Raw genomic sequence first — 746 nt, forward strand, 5'->3', positions numbered from 1 at the left:
CCCAGCACTTGATCGCCTCCGAAACGCTGGGTGTGCTGCTTTCCCTGACTGACCCGGGGCGAGGAGGTTGTCCATGTCCACGAGTAGTGTTGACCGCCCGCTGCAGCCGGGCGACCGGGCACCGAATGTTGTGCTCAATGCGATCTCACGCGAAGGCAAGATCGCGCTCGATGATTTTCGAGGCCGTAGCCCGTTGTTGATCGGTTTGTTCCGAGGCCTGCACTGTCCGTTCTGCCGGCGCCATGTCGCGGCGATGGCGCAACTCAAGCCGGCCCTGCGTGAGAAAGGCGTCGAATGCCTGGCGGTGGTCAATACGCCGGTCGAGCGGGCGCGGCTCTATTTCCGTTACCACCCGGCACCCGATCTTCTCGCCGCATCCGACCCGGAGCGGGCCTCGCACCGTGCTTTCGGCTTGCGCGAGGTTGGGATGGACACGGTCATGGCGATACGGATCCATCTCCCGGGCGAGTTGCCCAAGCCTATGGACGTCATGGCAATGAACGAGTTCCTCAACAAGAAGGAAGGATATGAGATTACGGAAGCCGATCAGCAGGCGATGGTGGCTTCCGGCCAGGGGCAGCTTGTCGGTCAGTTCCTAATCGACCGGGCGGGCATCGTACGCTGGAACTTCACTGAAGTTCTGGAGGATGGCCTCAACACCTTCAGAGCGCCGAATCCCGAGGAATTGATGTCGGCAGCTTCCCAAGTTGCACATTAATAGGCTGCGGAAATGGGCTGCTGAAAAC

Annotated in this window: 1 protein-coding gene; it reads left to right on the forward strand. The window is 60.7% G+C overall.

Annotated features, from left to right (window positions below):
* Nucleotides 1-73: 73 nt before the first annotated feature.
* Nucleotides 74-718 carry a peroxiredoxin-like family protein gene (locus tag NKH12_RS30470; RefSeq protein WP_120017948.1) on the forward strand — a complete coding sequence of 215 codons (645 nt, stop codon included), beginning with the start codon at nt 74-76 and terminating at the stop codon, nt 716-718.
* The last annotated feature ends 28 nt before the right edge of the window (nt 719-746 follow it).

Origin of the sequence: Mesorhizobium sp. M1322 (genome assembly GCF_040318085.1) — a bacterium.
Classification (GTDB): domain Bacteria; phylum Pseudomonadota; class Alphaproteobacteria; order Rhizobiales; family Rhizobiaceae; genus Mesorhizobium.